13 protein-coding genes and 14 other annotated features are annotated in these 13,726 nt (G+C 54.6%); of the genes, 6 read left to right on the top strand and 7 right to left on the bottom strand.

Annotated features, from left to right (window positions below; genetic code table 11):
- The first annotated feature begins 23 nt into the window (after positions 1-23).
- Positions 24-29 (top strand) — a ribosome-binding site (putative RBS for ybbY; RegulonDB:STMS1H000858).
- Both ybbY and glxK read left to right on the top strand, forming a co-directional pair.
- Positions 24-1,333 (top strand): putative transport protein gene (gene ybbY, locus STM0524; protein ID NP_459519.1). Within the gene, positions 35-1,333 belong to an annotated coding region; the region does not span the whole gene. Its footprint overlaps the feature before it by 6 nt.
- An 11-nt stretch (positions 1,334-1,344) precedes the next feature.
- Positions 1,345-1,350: a ribosome-binding site (putative RBS for glxK; RegulonDB:STMS1H000859), on the top strand.
- The gene (gene glxK / locus STM0525) for a glycerate kinase II (protein NP_459520.1) occupies positions 1,345-2,504 on the top strand. Within the gene, positions 1,356-2,504 belong to an annotated coding region; the region does not span the whole gene. Its footprint overlaps the feature before it by 6 nt.
- A 79-nt stretch (positions 2,505-2,583) precedes the next feature.
- On the opposite strand, the gene ylbA is transcribed toward glxK, so the two are convergent.
- The 3 genes from ylbA to allD form a co-directional block, all read right to left on the bottom strand.
- The gene (gene ylbA, locus STM0526) for a putative glyoxylate utilization (protein NP_459521.1) occupies positions 2,584-3,381 on the bottom strand. Within the gene, positions 2,584-3,369 belong to an annotated coding region; the region does not span the whole gene.
- Positions 3,376-3,381 (bottom strand) — a ribosome-binding site (putative RBS for ylbA; RegulonDB:STMS1H000860). It overlaps the preceding gene by 6 nt.
- The gene (gene allC, locus STM0527; RefSeq protein NP_459522.1) for an allantoate amidohydrolase occupies positions 3,380-4,627 on the bottom strand. Within the gene, positions 3,380-4,615 belong to an annotated coding region; the region does not span the whole gene. The genes ylbA and allC overlap by 2 nt, the downstream gene beginning before the upstream one ends.
- Positions 4,622-4,627: a ribosome-binding site (putative RBS for allC; RegulonDB:STMS1H000861), on the bottom strand. It overlaps the preceding gene by 6 nt.
- Positions 4,628-4,636: 9 nt before the next feature.
- Positions 4,637-5,697 (bottom strand): ureidoglycolate dehydrogenase gene (gene allD, locus STM0528; protein ID NP_459523.1). Within the gene, positions 4,637-5,686 belong to an annotated coding region; the region does not span the whole gene.
- Positions 5,692-5,697, bottom strand: a ribosome-binding site (putative RBS for allD; RegulonDB:STMS1H000862). (Overlaps the previous gene by 6 nt.)
- Positions 5,698-6,005: 308 nt before the next feature.
- Positions 6,006-6,011: a ribosome-binding site (putative RBS for fdrA; RegulonDB:STMS1H000863), on the top strand.
- Between allD and fdrA the strand changes: the two genes are divergently transcribed.
- From fdrA to arcC, 4 genes are all read left to right on the top strand, one after another.
- Positions 6,006-7,681, top strand: a protein-coding gene (gene fdrA, locus STM0529) for a putative acyl-CoA synthetase, involved in protein transport (protein ID NP_459524.1). Within the gene, positions 6,017-7,681 belong to an annotated coding region; the region does not span the whole gene. It overlaps the preceding feature by 6 nt.
- Positions 7,680-7,685: a ribosome-binding site (putative RBS for ylbE; RegulonDB:STMS1H000864), on the top strand. Its footprint overlaps the gene before it by 2 nt.
- The gene (gene ylbE / locus STM0530; protein ID NP_459525.1) for a putative cytoplasmic protein occupies positions 7,680-8,950 on the top strand. Within the gene, positions 7,691-8,950 belong to an annotated coding region; the region does not span the whole gene. It overlaps the preceding feature by 6 nt. The genes fdrA and ylbE overlap by 2 nt, the downstream gene beginning before the upstream one ends.
- Positions 8,951-8,961: 11 nt before the next feature.
- On the top strand, positions 8,962-9,771 hold the full coding sequence (gene ylbF / locus STM0531; protein ID NP_459526.1) for a putative cytoplasmic protein: 810 nt from the start codon (positions 8,962-8,964) through the stop codon (positions 9,769-9,771).
- Positions 9,764-9,769: a ribosome-binding site (putative RBS for arcC; RegulonDB:STMS1H000865), on the top strand. (Overlaps the previous gene by 6 nt.)
- Positions 9,764-10,668, top strand: a protein-coding gene (gene arcC / locus STM0532; RefSeq protein ID NP_459527.1) for a putative carbamate kinase. Within the gene, positions 9,775-10,668 belong to an annotated coding region; the region does not span the whole gene. Before ylbF ends, arcC begins: the two co-directional genes overlap by 8 nt.
- Positions 10,669-10,708: 40 nt before the next feature.
- On the opposite strand, the gene purK is transcribed toward arcC, so the two are convergent.
- The 4 genes from purK to ppiB form a co-directional block, all read right to left on the bottom strand.
- Positions 10,709-11,788 (bottom strand): phosphoribosylaminoimidazole carboxylase = AIR carboxylase, CO(2)-fixing subunit gene (purK, locus tag STM0533; protein NP_459528.1). Within the gene, positions 10,709-11,776 belong to an annotated coding region; the region does not span the whole gene.
- Positions 11,773-12,371, bottom strand: a protein-coding gene (purE, locus tag STM0534) for a phosphoribosylaminoimidazole carboxylase = AIR carboxylase, catalytic subunit (RefSeq protein NP_459529.1). Within the gene, positions 11,773-12,282 belong to an annotated coding region; the region does not span the whole gene. The genes purK and purE overlap by 16 nt, the downstream gene beginning before the upstream one ends.
- Positions 11,783-11,788 (bottom strand) — a ribosome-binding site (putative RBS for purK; RegulonDB:STMS1H000866). Its footprint overlaps the gene before it by 6 nt.
- Positions 12,294-12,299 (bottom strand) — a ribosome-binding site (putative RBS for purE; RegulonDB:STMS1H000867).
- Positions 12,347-12,355, bottom strand: a -10 signal (putative -10_signal for purE; RegulonDB:STMLTH004684).
- Positions 12,351-12,367: a protein binding site (putative binding site for PurR, RegulonDB: STMS1H000351), on the bottom strand. (Overlaps the previous feature by 5 nt.)
- Positions 12,363-12,371: a -35 signal (putative -35_signal for purE; RegulonDB:STMLTH004684), on the bottom strand. It overlaps the preceding feature by 5 nt.
- Positions 12,372-12,399: 28 nt before the next feature.
- Positions 12,400-13,122 (bottom strand): UDP-2,3-diacylglucosamine hydrolase, encoded by a 723-nt coding sequence (gene lpxH / locus STM0535; protein NP_459530.1) that lies wholly within the window; start codon positions 13,120-13,122, stop codon positions 12,400-12,402.
- 2 nt (positions 13,123-13,124) lie between these two features.
- Positions 13,125-13,631, bottom strand: a protein-coding gene (gene ppiB, locus STM0536) for a peptidyl-prolyl cis-trans isomerase B (rotamase B) (RefSeq protein ID NP_459531.1). Within the gene, positions 13,125-13,619 belong to an annotated coding region; the region does not span the whole gene.
- Positions 13,626-13,631: a ribosome-binding site (putative RBS for ppiB; RegulonDB:STMS1H000868), on the bottom strand. (Overlaps the previous gene by 6 nt.)
- Positions 13,632-13,726: the final 95 nt, after the last annotated feature.

Raw genomic sequence — 13,726 nt, forward strand, 5'->3', positions numbered from 1 at the left:
TCACGACGGGCATTCTCTATTTTAAGGTGTGGATATGTTCCCTGTTATTAACCGCGAAAGTGTGTTGTCCGGCTTTCAGTGGTTTTTCTTTATTTTCTGTAACACTGTTGTGGTTCCCCCTACCTTGCTATCCGCTTTTCATCTTCCCGCTGATAACCTGTTAATGCTCACACAATACGCTTTTTTGACCACCGCGTTGGCCTGCCTGGTTCAGGCATTTTGCGGCCATCGCCGTGCCATTATGGAAGGGCCGACAGGGCTGTGGTGGGGCGCTATTCTTACGATTACGCTTGGCGAGGCGTCTCGCGGCACGCCGCTGAACGATATCGCCTCCAGCCTGTCGGTCGGGATCGCGATCTCCGCAATGGTGACGATATTTATCGGCATTAGCGGGTTAGGACACCGTCTGGCTCGCCTGTTTACGCCGGCGGTAATGGTTTTTTTCATGCTGCTTTTGGGCGCGCAGCTGACCTCAATATTTTTTAAAGGCATGCTGGGGCTGCCTTTTGGCATTGCCGATACCAGCGCCAGAATCAAATTGGCCCCCTTTGGGCTGGCGGTCGCGGTGATGTGTTTTATCCTCGCGATGATTATTTTCCTGCAACAGCGTATCTCCCGTTACGCGTTACTGGTAGGGACCGTGGTCGGGTGGGGGCTATGGCGGTTATGCTTTCCTTCATCACACTTACCGCCGGGTGAATTAAGCTGGCGATGGTTTCCTCTGGGCAGCCACGGCACGCTGATGCCGGGTATTATTGTGACGGCGGTGATGACGGGGTTAGTCAACATCAGCAACACTTACGGCGCCATCCGCGGTACCGATATCTTTTATCTGCATCAAGGGTCGGGCAGTTCTCGTTATCGCCGAAGCTTTATGATTTCCGGACTGATGACGTTAGTGACGGTGCCTTTCGCGGTCGTGCCTTTTTCGCCTTTTGTATCTTCCATTGGTTTATTAACGCAAACCGGCGACAGTTCTCGCAAATCCTTTATCTGCGGTAGCGCGCTGTGTCTGCTGGTTGCCATTATAACGCCGTTAACCCGCTTATTTTGCGCTATTCCACTGGCGATCAGCAGCGCCGTTATGCTGGTCTCTTATTTACCTTTACTTTATTCCGGTTTGGTTTTTAGCCAGCAAATTACGTTTACCGCGCGGAATATTTATCGCCTGGCATTACCGCTTTTTGTCGGCATTTTTTTGATGGGGCTTCCTCCGGTCTATTTACAGGATCTTCCACTGATGATTCGTCCTCTGCTTAGTAACGGATTACTGGTGGGAATCTTACTGGCAGTGCTTATGGAAAATCTTATTCCGTGGGAACGCATTAAATAACATGAGAAAACAAGGAGACATGATGAAGATTGTAATTGCGCCAGATTCATTTAAAGAGAGCTTAAGCGCTGATAAATGCTGTCAGGCTATTAAAGCGGGATTTTCAACCGTATTTCCTGATGCGCGCTATGTCTGTTTACCGATCGCCGATGGTGGAGAAGGAACCGTGGACGCGATGGTGGCAGCGACCGGCGGGAAACGGGTTTCTGTGGACGTTAGCGGGCCGATGGGGGAAAAAGTAAACGGATTTTATGGCCTGACCGGCGACGGCAAAACGGCGATTATTGAAATGGCGGCGGCGAGCGGATTGATGCTGGTGGCGCCCGAGGCGCGTAATCCGCTGCTGGCATCCAGTTTCGGCACCGGCGAATTGATTCGTCACGCCCTGGACGCGGGGATTCGCCATATTATTCTGGGTATCGGCGGCAGCGCCACGGTGGATGGCGGAATGGGAGTAGCGCAGGCGCTCGGTGTGCGTTTTCTGGACGCGCAAGGAACGCCGCTTGGCGCCGGAGGGGGCAATTTATCGCGCCTGGCGAGCATTGACCTGCAGGGGTGCGATCCGCGAATTTCAGAGTGTCGTATTGAGGTCGCCTGTGATGTTGATAACCCGTTGGTGGGGCCACGCGGCGCGGCGGCGGTATTCGGTCCGCAGAAAGGGGCGACGCCTGAAATGGTTGAGACGCTGGAAAATGGATTACGTAATTATGCCCGTGTTTTACATGCCCTGACCGGACGCGACATGTCTCAAATACCGGGCGGTGGAGCGGCCGGAGGAATGGGGATTGCCGCTATCGTCTTCCTGGAAGCGGAAATGAAGCCCGGTATTGAGATTGTTATGCAGGCGGTGAAGCTGGAGGAGGCGGTAAAAGAGGCCTCGCTGGTGATTACCGGAGAAGGGCGAATCGACTCGCAAACGGCGGGAGGAAAAGCGCCGATAGGCGTCGCGTCAGTGGCGAAACGGCATCATGTCCCGGTTATCGGCATTGCCGGCGTACTGGGCGACGGCGTGGAAGTGGTCCATCGCCACGGTATTGATGCCGTATTCAGTATTTTGCCGCGGCTGGCGCCTTTGCCGGAAGTTCTGGCGAACGGTGAACAAAATCTCTACCACAGCGCCTGTAATATTGCCCGCGTCATCAAACTTGGCCAGGACATCGGGACTCGTTAAGCATAAAAAAAGCCACGGTTCTCACCGTGGCAAAATCCAACATAGCTAAATTAAAAATAATCAGGAGGGCTGCCCGCCGTTAAATCATAACGTCGCGGTTACAGTCTTTGGAGTAGATGTAGCTGAATGCTTCGCCACGACCTACACCGTATCCGGCCTGCAGGGAATAAGCACCCATGAAGATGTAGTCGCCTTTTTTCACCGGCACCCAGTTGTTGTCGAGGTTATAAACCCCCTGGCCGGAAAGGATATAAGCGCCATGTTCCTGGACGTGGGTTTCAATATAGCCGTGGCTGGCGCCCGGTTCGAACGACAGAATATGCATATTCATATCGAAGCCCAGCTCTTTAGGCAGGAAATCCAGCAGAATAACATCTTCCATGCCTTCATAATGAATACGCTCCAGCTGGCTGGCATTGCCGGAAACCAACCACGGGGCATGCCCCTCGACAGGAGTATAGCGGCGTTTATATAAAAATAGCTGGCTGTCTTCCGTTTGAGCGTTGCTAAAGGTCATCATCTCGCCCGGTGGACAATAGAGGTATCCGCCCTGGGTTAAAGAGAATGTTTTTCCTTCTGCTTTAGCTTCAATATTTCCCGCAATGACATAGAGAAAAGTTTCAATCCCCTCGCCGCCAAAGCCCTGCTGGTTGCCGCCATTCTGATGTAAGGTGACCAGATAATCGACGAAAGAAGCACCCAGCTTCGGCGTCGAAAGGATGGTGACGTCACAGTTTTCAAAGCCGGGAATAATATTTTTCACCAGACCGTCCGGCGTTAAGAGCGCATAGTTACCGTGTTTCACAATGGCGCGGTTCGCCAGTAAATCATCGCGGTAACCCGTGACGTTATTCAGATATCCCATTGATGGCTCCTTATTTTTGCCAGGCAAGTTGATGCAGCATTAATGCCAGAGTTTTGACCCCTTCAGCAAGGTCATTAATGTTGGTACGTTCCGCCGGGTTATGGCTGATACCATTAATGCTGGGGACGAAAATCATACAGGTAGGGACGCGCGGCGCGAAAATTTGCGCGTCATGACCTGCGCCGCTATGCATTATGCGATAGTTCAGTTGTTCGGTTTCACACAGCCTGGTGAGGGCCGCGACCAGTTCGGCGTTCATCGGCACCGGCGCTTCGTCCATCCACAAATCGATATCGATGCTGATATCCATTTCATCGCAGATGGCGCGCATATCGTTTTCCAACTGTTCGGTAAATTCGCGAAGTACGGCGGCGTCCGTATGCCGGCAATCGATTGTAAATGTGGTTTTTCCAGGGACTACATTGACCGTATTCGGCTGCGGCTCAACTTTGCCGAACGTTAATACCAGGGGATCGCCATGCTGTTTGGCTTTTTCAATGGACTGACTGCAAATACGACTGAAGGCGTGCACCGTATCGCGACGATAGCCCATTGGCGTTGTGCCTGCATGGTTGGACTCGCCGTTGAGCGTCACCGTGTAGCGACGTTGCCCGACGATGGCGTTGACGACGCCAATCGACTGTCCGTTGCTCTCCAGAACGCAGCCTTGCTCAATATGCAATTCAACAAAGGCGCGGATATCGGTTCGCGCAGCGAGCGGCGCGGCGGGAAGGGTAAATCCGCACGCCTGCATAGCGTCGACAAAGCCTGTGCCTTTGGCGTCCTGGATATGGCGTACCTCTTCAGGATTCGCCAGGCCAAAAATGTTCTTGCTGCCCCAAAAAACGTAAGGGAAACGGCTGCCTTCTTCCTCAGCCATTGACACTACCTCGACGGTGCGCAGCGGCGCGCCGTAGGTCGCTTTTAGCCAGTCGAGCGCCAGCCAGGCGGCAAGCGCGCCGAATTGCCCGTCCAGATTGCCGCCGTTGACGACCGTATCAATATGCGAACCGCTTAAAATCACCTGCTCCGGAAATTGTGTGCCGCAAAGGCGGCCATATAAATTTCCGACGTCATCAAAGCGTGTCTCCAGACCGCTTTCTGCCATTCGCTTTTTAAACTGCTGCTGTGTTTCCAGCCACTCAGGCGAATAAAGTAAACGCGTCATTCCGCCTGTAGGATCGGCTCCAATGGAAGAGAGCCAGGGCAATGTTTCTTCTATCGCGTGGCGAAAATGCTTTATCATAGAAAATTCCTGTTTCAATAATTATTGGGCAAAGGGATTTTTTGTTTCGTATGACTTGAGATAGAGGGCATCGGAAATCAGATATTGATAAATATCATCAACAATATCGATACCATTCATATCGGCATTTTTCTGTTTAATATCCTGATCCTGTCCAGGATAATAAACCTGTTTAAAACCGGGGGCGGGCTTCACGGCATTGAGTTCCTGCATGGTCTGACTAATATGTTTGCGGAATAATTCACAGGAAGAAAAGAACGCCGGATTAATGACCAGATGAAGTTGTCCTAAATTGCGTCCGGCGTGTAAATCTTCATACATCGAACTGACCTGGCGGCCAAACGGCAGCCCCAGCAGAATACCGGACAGAATATCGATCATCATCATCAGGCCGTAACCTTTCGGGCCTGCGGCGGGTAATAACGCATTGACGGCAAAAGGATCATGTGTCGGCGCGCCATTTTTATCAACGGCCCAACTCTCCGGAATGGACTCATTGCGGGACCGTGCATCGAGGACTTTTCCCCAGGCCTGCACGGTGGTGGCCATATCAAAGGTAATGATGTCATCGCCTTCGCCCGGCGCGGCAAAGGCCAGCGGATTAGTGCCATAGTAAATATCCGCCCCGCCAAACGGCACGACCATAGGATCGGACTGACAGATAGACAGACCAATCAGGCCTTCGCGAGCAGCCTGGCGGACGAAATAAGAGATGGCGCCGCTATGGCCCATTCTGCTAATGCCGACAACCGCGACGCCATTTTTTTTGGCTATTTCAATAGCATGCTCCATTCCCATTTTGGCTGCGACCTGTCCGGCAGCATTATCGGCATGCAGTATCGCCGTACAGGGACCGGTATTCTCAATGCGGAACGTCGGCTCCCGGTTGGTGCCGCCTTTTGAAATTCGTTCGGCATAATATTCAACGCGTACGGCGCCATGTGAGTGAATACCTCTGGCATCTGCATAAACCAGTACGTCGGCGACGATGGCGGCGTGCTCACGTTTTAGTCCGGCTTTATAAAGCTTATTTTCGATAAGCTGATGGAGTGTTTCCCGACTGATTTTCATCTGTCTTCCTTTTTAACGACGGTGTGAAGCATGACTGCGATTAACATACCGGGAAAATAAAATGATTATGTGATCCAGACAGGCAAAAAAATATAATTAGAATTTATTTGATAATCAGGCGGGTTTTATCTTTTTGCTTAAATAAAAAGCTTTTTTAGAAAATCATAACTAATCCTTTAGCCGTTGTTTGAATTCTTTTGTTAATAAATTTGATGTGACGTTAATCACTCTATTTACCCTCCCGGATATATACCGTGAAGCGCACATTAACACTGCTCGTGCAATTGCAATGGGTGCAATTGCAATGGGTGCAATTATTAAGGAGTTGTTATGATCCACGCCTTTATTAAAAAAGGGTGTTTTCAGGACTCTGTCAGCTTAATGATTATTTCTCGAAAGCTGAGTGAGTCCGAAAATGTTGATGATGTATCGGTAATGATGGGAACGCCTGCGAATAAGTCGCTGCTGGAAACTACCGGTTTCTGGCATGACGATTTTCATGGCGCTACGCCCAATGACATTTGCGTGGCGATTCGTACCGAAGCGGTAGATGACGGCATTACGCAAGTGATTGTGCAACAGCTCGAAGAAGCATTGCAGCAGTTGGCGCAGGGAAGCAGCGGCAGCCAGTCGTTAATCCAGGTCAGACGCTGGGAAAGCGCCTGTCAGAAACTGCCAGAGGCGAGTCTGGCGCTGGTATCGGTGGCCGGCGAATATGCGGCGGAACTGGCAGAGCAGGCGCTGGATCGTTCGTTGAACGTGATGATCTTCTCCGATAATGTCACGCTGGACGATGAAATCAGACTAAAACGCCGGGCGCGTGATAAAGGACTGCTGGTCATGGGGCCGGATTGCGGCACCGCTATGATCGCCAATACGCCGCTGGCTTTCGCTAACGTCATGCCAGAGGGCAACATCGGGGTGATTGGCGCTTCCGGCACCGGTATTCAGGAGCTCTGTTCACAGATTGCGCTGGCGGGGGAAGGGATTACCCATGCCATCGGGCTTGGCGGACGCGATTTGAGCGCCGAAGTCGGCGGGATCAGCGCGCTAACGGCACTGGAGATACTCAGCGCGGATGAAAAGAGCCAGGTGCTGGCCTTTGTCTCCAAACCGCCTGCCGATGCGGTTCGTCAGCATATTATCGCGGCGATGAAAGCCGCCGGGAAACCCGTTGTAGCGCTGTTCTTAGGGTTTTCCTCCCCCGTTGCGCGTGAGGAAAACGTCTGGTTTGCCTCGACGCTGGATGAAGCCGCCCGACTGGCATGTTTATTGTCTCGCGTGACGTCGCAGCGTAAAGAAATGGTTTCAACAGGCGGCGTGATTCGTGGTCTCTATACCGGCGGAACGCTGGCGGCGGAAGCGGCGGGGCTGCTGGCCGGCTATCTGGGCGTCGCGGCGGATACGGAACATCACCATGGCATGATGCTTGACGCTGACGGCCACCAGATTATCGATCTGGGCGATGACTTTTATACCGTTGGGCGACCACATCCGATGATTGACCCGGCGTTACGTAATCAGCTTATCGCCGGGCTTGGCGCACAGCCGCAGGTACGCGTGTTATTAGTGGACGTCGTTATTGGTTTTGGCGCGACCGCCGATCCCGCCGCATCGCTGATTCAGGCCTGGCAGAAGGCATGCGACGCACGCGCCAGAGACCAGCCGCTGTTCGCCATCGCAACCGTCACCGGAACGGAACGCGATCCTCAGTGCCGCTCGCAACAAATCGCCGCGCTCGAAGATGCCGGCATCACGGTAGTGGATTCCCTTCCCGAAGCCACTCTGTTGGCCGCGGAACTGATTCGACCCACTCTCTCTTCTACTCATCCATCAGCCCCCCGGTTACTGGAAGCGGTGGCGGTGATTAATGCCGGGTTACGTAGCTTCGCGCTGGATTTACAGGCTGCCGGTATGCCCGTGGTGCACTACCAGTGGGCGCCTGTCGCTGGCGGTAATAAAAAACTGGCTCGTCTGTTAGAACGTTTGCAATAAGGGGTTCCCATGTTTACATCAGTGGCGCAAGCCAACGCTGCAGTCATCGAACAAATTCGTCGCGCACGTCCGCACTGGCTGGATGTGAAGCCAGCTTCTTCATTAATTAGCGTGCTCAATCAAGGGAAAACGCTTCTTCATGCCGGCCCGCCGATGCGCTGGCAAGAGATGACCGGCCCGATGAAAGGCGCCTGTATCGGCGCATGCCTGTTTGAAGGATGGGCCAAAGATGAAATGAGCGCGCTCGCGCTGTTAGAGCAGGGAAAGGTCAACTTTATTCCCTGCCATCACGTTAACGCCGTGGGGCCGATGGGCGGTATTACGTCAGCCAGTATGCCGATGCTGGTCGTGGAAAATATCACCGACGGCAATCGCGCGTACTGCAATCTCAACGAAGGGATCGGCAAAGTGATGCGTTTCGGCGCCTATGGCGAGGATGTTCAGCAACGTTTGCGCTGGATGCGCGATGTGCTGATGCCGGTATTAAGCGCGGCGCTGGGACGTCTGGAGCGGGGGCTCGACCTGACCGCAATGATGGCGCAGGGCATTACGATGGGAGATGAATTCCACCAGCGCAATATCGCCTCTTCCGCATTGCTGATGCGCACGTTGGCGCCGCATATCGCCCGTCTGGAACACGATAAGCAGCAGATAGCGGAAGTGATGGATTTTCTGAGCGTCACCGATCAATTCTTCCTTAATCTGGCGATGGCCTACTGTAAAGCCGCCATGGACGCGGGCGCGCAGATTCGCGCCGGCAGTATTGTGACGGCGATGACCCGCAATGGCGATATGTTTGGCATTCGGGTTAGCGGTCTGGGCGACCGTTGGTTCACCGCGCCTGTTAATACGCCACAGGGGCTATTTTTTACCGGTTTTTCGCAGGATCAGGCCAACCCGGACATGGGCGACAGCGCCATTACTGAAACGTTTGGTATTGGCGGCGCTGCGATGATTGCCGCGCCTGGCGTAACGCGTTTTGTTGGTGCCGGGGGAATGGAAGCGGCGAAATCTGTTTCTGAAGAGATGGCTGAAATTTATCTCGAACGCAACATGCAGCTACAAATCCCCGGCTGGGATTTTCAGGGGGCCTGTCTGGGACTGGATATCCGCCGCGTGGTCGAGACCGGAATTACGCCGCTGATTAACACGGGTATCGCGCATAAAGAGGCGGGGATTGGCCAGATTGGCGCGGGAACCGTCCGTGCGCCGCTGGCCTGTTTCGAGCAGGCGCTGGAAGCGCTGGCGGAAAGCATGGGCGTAAGTTAAGAGAGCGTCTCATGAAACGTATCCATCCTCTTATGGCAAGCCGACAATCGGCGGATTATCGGCAACCCTGGCAGATGTCAGGGGTATGGCGTCGCTCTATTAATTTTGTGGCGAAAAGCGGTGAGTTATTAACGCTTCACCGTCGGGGGAGCGGCTTCAGTCCGGGAGGGTGGATACTGCGCGGCGGCGATTTTGACGCCTTGCGCGATGTGCTCACCGATGGCGAAAAACCGCAGTCAACCGCTGCCGGTATTCAGATTGGCGAGTTTCTTTTATGCGAGCCGGAGAGGCGCTGTTCGCTGCGGGTTCCACGCTATCTTGCGTCGCCGCGTCTTAACGCGACGTACATGCAGCGTAGTGAGGAGACGGGGCTGTTTGGGCCGTTAACCGTCGCCGCAGCTCAGCCTCTATGTCCGGAACTTCGCCAGTTTTGTCACTGCTTTCAGTCGGCGCTTGCAGGTGCTGCGACTGACTGGCGGCTATGGCTGGGTAAAGGGCCGGGCTTAACGCCCAGTCATGACGACACGCTGACGGGAATGTTGCTGGCGGCCTGGTATTTTGGCGCCATAGATGAACGCGCCGGGCGTAATTTTTTTGCCCAATCCGGCAGCCTTGATCGGGCGACGACGCTCGTGAGCGTCAGCTATTTACGCTATGCGGCTATGGGGTATTTCGCGTCGCCTTTACTCCACTTTATTCATGCGCTGCGACGAGATGCTCGCACAGAAACGGCGATTGACGGACTGCTGGCGCTGGGGCACACCTCTGGTGCGGATACGCTGCTGGGGTTCTGGCTTGGACAACAAATAGTAAAAGGATAGGGAATGAAAACGTTGGTAGTTGCTCTTGGCGGCAACGCATTATTGCAGCGCGGAGAAGCGCTAACGGCAGAGAATCAATATCGCAATATTGCCGACGCAGTGCCTGCGCTGGCGCGACTTGCCCGCTCGTATCGGCTGGCGATAGTACATGGCAACGGCCCCCAGGTCGGCCTGTTGGCTTTACAGAACCTTGCCTGGAAAGCCGTTGAGCCTTATCCGCTGGATGTGCTGGTGGCGGAGAGTCAGGGCATGATCGGCTATATGCTGGCGCAACGTCTGGCGCTTGAACCCGATATGCCGCCGGTGACTGCGGTATTAACGCGAATAAAGGTATCGGCGGACGATCCTGCTTTTCTTGAACCGGAAAAGTTTATCGGTCCCGTTTATTCGCCAGAAGAGCAAATGGCGCTGGAAGCGACTTATGGCTGGCATATGAAACGTGATGGAAAATATCTGCGCCGTGTCGTCGCTTCCCCGGCGCCGCGTCAGATTATCGAAAGCGCCGCTATTGAGTTATTGCTAAAAGAGGGCCATGTGGTGATTTGCAGCGGCGGTGGCGGGGTACCTGTTGCCGGCGAAGGCGAAGGGGTCGAGGCGGTGATAGATAAAGACCTGGCGGCGGCATTGCTGGCGGAGCAGATAGCGGCCGATGGTCTGATCATTTTGACGGATGCGGATGCGGTGTATGAACATTGGGGGACGCCGCAGCAGCGCGCTATTCGTCAGGCTTCGCCCGATGAGCTGGCGCCGTTTGCCAAAGCCGATGGCGCGATGGGACCGAAGGTGACCGCGGTAAGCGGGTATGTGAAGCGGTGCGGAAAGCCGGCATGGATTGGCGCGCTGTCGCGTATTGATGATACCCTGGCGGGCAGGGCGGGAACCTGCATCTGTCTGTGATCGCGACGGGCGGCAACAGAGAATGCGCCGCCCACGCTGTTTATTTAAGCTTACTTTGCGCCCAGATAATGCCGCTGGCGTATTCGCCTGGCAGGAGCGGAGAGAGCGCTTCCAGGGTGGCGCTAAGACGTGACGTATCGCTGTCGGTCAGATTCAGATGGCCGACTTTTCGCCCCGGACGTACCGCTTTATCATACCAGTGCAGATGTACCAGCGGCAGCTTCAGCCAGTCGTAATTCAGCTCGCTGCCGATCAGGTTGATCATCACCGACGGGGCGTTAATCACCGGCGCGGGCAACGGCAGGCCGGTAATCGCGCGCAAATGCAATTCAAACTGACTGATGCTGGCGCCATTTTGCGTCCAGTGTCCGCTGTTATGCACGCGCGGCGCCAGTTCATTGATTAACAGGCCTTCCGGCGTGATAAAACATTCCATCGCCATTACGCCGACGTAGTTCAGCGCCTGCATAATTGCTGACAGCATCGATTCCGCCTGCTCCTGCTGTTCGGCGTTCGCCTGTGGGAACGCGACGCTGGTCCGCAAGATGCCGTCCTGATGCAAATTGTGCGTTAGCGGGTAAAACACGGTACTGCCGTCATGAGCGCGCGCGCCGACTAACGACACTTCGCCGGAAAAATGGATACCGCGCTCAACAATACATTCGCCATAGCAGTCATCCGGCAGTTGCCCGGTTTCGTCCGCGCGTAGACGCCACTGCCCGCGACCGTCGTAGCCGCCAACGCGACGCTTAATAATCGCCAGTTCGCCCAGGCGGTCAAAGATGCCGGACCACTCGTCGGTGCTGGTCAGCAGCTGCCACGGCGCGGTCGCGAGTCCCAGTTTATCGAAAAGCTGTTTTTGTGTCAGACGGTCGGCGATGATCGGAAATACATCGCGATTGACGAAGGCCGGGTGGCGCGCCAGCTCGCGGGTAAGCGCGGTTTCCGGCCAGCGCTCAATCTCTGCGGTAATGACGCTCTGCTGTACCGGCACGGCGGTAGGCTCTGCATCCAGACCAACCGGCCAGACGGCGATACCCAGCGGTTCGCCCGCCTGGCGCAGCATTCGGCCCAGTTGTCCGTTGCCGAGAACGCAAACTTGCTTCATAGCGTCCCCCGCGGATCGGGATTTTCCAGAACTTCATCGGTTTGCGCTTTGCGCCAGTCGGCAATGCGCTGATGCAGTTCCGCGTCGTGTTGCGCCAGAATCTGCGCGGCGAGCAGGGCGGCGTTAGCGGCACCGGCTTTACCGATCGCCAGCGTACCCACCGGAATGCCGCGCGGCATCTGCACGATGGAGTAGAGGCTATCCACGCCGCTTAGCGCAGCGCTTTGTACCGGCACGCCGAGTACCGGGACCAGCGTTTTTGCCGCAATCATTCCCGGCAGGTGCGCCGCGCCGCCCGCGCCGGCAATAATCACTTGATATCCGTTCTCTTCCGCCGTTTCGGCGAAGCTGAACAGTTTATCGGGGGTGCGATGAGCGGAAACCACTTCTACATGGTGCGGGACATCCAGAATTTCAAAAATTTCGGCGGCGAATTGCATGGTAGCCCAGTCGCTTTTGGACCCCATCACGATGGCGACACGCGCCGGATTATTGCGGGAAGACATGCGTCTTAAAACTCCTGTGGTGCGGGACACGCTGCTTTTGAGGTGTCAGAGAATAGCATGATAATCAGGCAAGGAAAACGGTTGCGTGCGCGCCGTAACGGACGATTCGACGAACATTTACAGGGGGAAGGCGATTAACTCAACGTTGTCCGGCGTGACTTTTACCATTGAACCTTCATGATGCCATGCGCCTAACACCACGCGGAATGCGGGCTGGTCGTTGGCGGAAAGTTCATGCACCGCCGGGCGGTGGGTGTGACCGTGAATCAGCCACTGTACGCGGTGTTTTTCCATTTCGGCGACGACGGTCTGCGCATTGACGTCCATAATATCCAGCGATTTGCTGCTGTTGGCGGCTTTACTGCCGGCGCGCATTCTGGCGGCGATACGGCGGCGGATAAACAGCGGCAGGGTAAGGAACAGTCGTTGCACCCACGGATTATGGACTTTGGCGCGAAACGCCTGATATCCGGCATCATCGGTACAGAGCGTATCGCCGTGCATAATCAACACATTGCGGCCATACAGGTCGAGCACTTTTTCCTGCGGCAGTAGAATCATGCCGCTTTCGCGGGCAAAGCGTTTGCCAATCAGGAAGTCGCGATTACCATGAATAAAGAAGCAGGGGACGCCGGAATCAACCAGCGATTTAATGGCAACGGCCATTTCACGATGTAGCGGGTTGGGGTCGTCGTCGCCAATCCAGGCCTCGAAGAGATCGCCAAGAATATACAGCGCGTCGGCCTGACGGGCTTCTACGGCTAAAAAACGCAGAAAACCGGCGACGATCGCCGGTTCTTCCGTTTGCAGATGCAAGTCTGCAATAAACAGTGTCGCCACGATTACTCGCTGACGGTCACGTTTTCAATGATGACGTCTTCTTTTGGTACGTCCTGGTGCATACCGCTACGGCCAGTGGCGACGCCTTTGATTTTATCTACCACGTCCATACCTTCTACGACTTCCGCAAAGACGCAGTAGCCCCAGCCCTGCAGACTTTCGCCGGAGAAGTTCAGGAAGTCGTTGTCTGCCACGTTGATGAAGAATTGCGCGGTAGCCGAGTGTGGTGCCTGAGTACGCGCCATCGCCAGCGTACCACGGGTATTTTTCAGACCATTGTTGGCTTCGTTTTTGATCGCCTCTTTGGTGGCTTTCTGTTTCATGCCCGGCTCAAAGCCGCCGCCCTGAATCATAAAACCGTTAATCACACGGTGGAAAATGGTGTTGTTGTAAAAACCTTCGCGGCAGTAGTCCAGGAAGTTTTTAACTGTTTCAGGCGCTTTATCATCAAAGGTTTTGATTACGATATCGCCGTGATTAGTGTGGAAAGTAACCATTTTTGCATCCTGTTCCAAGAGAGTGGTGCTTTAGCCCGCAATGGGGCACATATAGGGGCTTGTTATAGCATAACCGTAAGCTGCGATCACCTTGCAAAGTGTGCTGC

Origin of the sequence: Salmonella enterica subsp. enterica serovar Typhimurium str. LT2, from assembly GCF_000006945.2 — a bacterium.
GTDB lineage: Bacteria > Pseudomonadota > Gammaproteobacteria > Enterobacterales > Enterobacteriaceae > Salmonella > Salmonella enterica.

Excerpts from the sequence above, each read along its gene's own strand:
- ybbY (NP_459519.1), top strand. The coding sequence starts at position 35 with ATGTTCCCTGTTATTAACCGCGAAAGTGTGTTGTCCGGCTTTCAGTGG.
- glxK (NP_459520.1), top strand. The coding sequence starts at position 1,356 with ATGAAGATTGTAATTGCGCCAGATTCATTTAAAGAGAGCTTAAGCGCT.
- ylbA (NP_459521.1), bottom strand. The coding sequence starts at position 3,369 with ATGGGATATCTGAATAACGTCACGGGTTACCGCGATGATTTACTGGCG.
- allC (NP_459522.1), bottom strand. The coding sequence starts at position 4,615 with ATGATAAAGCATTTTCGCCACGCGATAGAAGAAACATTGCCCTGGCTC.
- allD (NP_459523.1), bottom strand. The coding sequence starts at position 5,686 with ATGAAAATCAGTCGGGAAACACTCCATCAGCTTATCGAAAATAAGCTT.
- fdrA (NP_459524.1), top strand. The coding sequence starts at position 6,017 with ATGATCCACGCCTTTATTAAAAAAGGGTGTTTTCAGGACTCTGTCAGC.
- ylbE (NP_459525.1), top strand. The coding sequence starts at position 7,691 with ATGTTTACATCAGTGGCGCAAGCCAACGCTGCAGTCATCGAACAAATT.
- ylbF (NP_459526.1), top strand. The coding sequence starts at position 8,962 with ATGAAACGTATCCATCCTCTTATGGCAAGCCGACAATCGGCGGATTAT.
- arcC (NP_459527.1), top strand. The coding sequence starts at position 9,775 with ATGAAAACGTTGGTAGTTGCTCTTGGCGGCAACGCATTATTGCAGCGC.
- purK (NP_459528.1), bottom strand. The coding sequence starts at position 11,776 with ATGAAGCAAGTTTGCGTTCTCGGCAACGGACAACTGGGCCGAATGCTG.
- purE (NP_459529.1), bottom strand. The coding sequence starts at position 12,282 with ATGTCTTCCCGCAATAATCCGGCGCGTGTCGCCATCGTGATGGGGTCC.
- ppiB (NP_459531.1), bottom strand. The coding sequence starts at position 13,619 with ATGGTTACTTTCCACACTAATCACGGCGATATCGTAATCAAAACCTTT.